Origin of the sequence: Tersicoccus solisilvae, assembly GCF_014643255.1 — a bacterium.
Taxonomy (GTDB): domain Bacteria; phylum Actinomycetota; class Actinomycetes; order Actinomycetales; family Micrococcaceae; genus Tersicoccus; species Tersicoccus solisilvae.
Window position 1 is genome coordinate 1 of the sequence record NZ_BMJI01000070.1, and the last position, 622, is coordinate 622.

Consider the following 622-nt stretch of genomic DNA (forward strand, 5'->3'; position numbering starts at 1 on the left):
GGCTCGCTCGCAGAACTAACTGCAGCAGCAAAAACAAAAGAGCAAGCGATAACCTTAATCTCTGCAGGCAAAGCCACAACACACTGACAAAAGTCAATCTTATCAGGTCGGTTGTTCACAAAACATTTAAAAGTGAAATTCGTAACCAATAGAGCTAACGGAAAAAACCAAGCTCCTTCATTAATTAACCAACTGCTAATACCAGCTAGGAAAGACGGAACATCTTCTATCACAACTGCTTACCTTAAAATTTTTTCGGTATTCTATATGAAGCTCAGCAAGTTAGCCAAGTGTGTCGATTAAGAAAACTAGACATAATGATTCCCTGTGCAGGTGTCGGCCTCCGTGTTTTCTCGTGGATTAGTTAAACCAGAGCCACACTGTTTGTTGATCCAATAGGCAAACAATCACAGGAGGCCGACATGTCTAAAGCTAACACACTTTTTATCGGGTTGGACGTACACAAGGAGACCACTGACGTGGCCTGGGTTTCTGATAAGTCTGCTGAGACCGTGCATTACCATGGCACAATCCCAACCAACCTGCGTTCATTCGATAAACTCATTAAGAATCAAACAGCCAAGACCAGCAAGCTATGTGTTATCTATGAGGCTGGTCCCTG

1 protein-coding gene and 1 pseudogene are annotated in these 622 nt (G+C 43.1%); one reads left to right on the top strand and one right to left on the bottom strand.

Annotated features, from left to right (window positions below; all coding sequences use genetic code 11):
- A partial coding sequence (locus IEX22_RS16275) for a hypothetical protein (RefSeq protein WP_229660109.1) occupies positions 1-233 on the bottom strand: 233 nt, incomplete at its 3' end.
- Between the two features lie 189 nt (positions 234-422).
- Between IEX22_RS16275 and IEX22_RS16280 the strand changes: the two are divergent.
- Positions 423-622, top strand: a pseudogene (locus IEX22_RS16280) (IS110 family transposase); the annotation flags it as partial.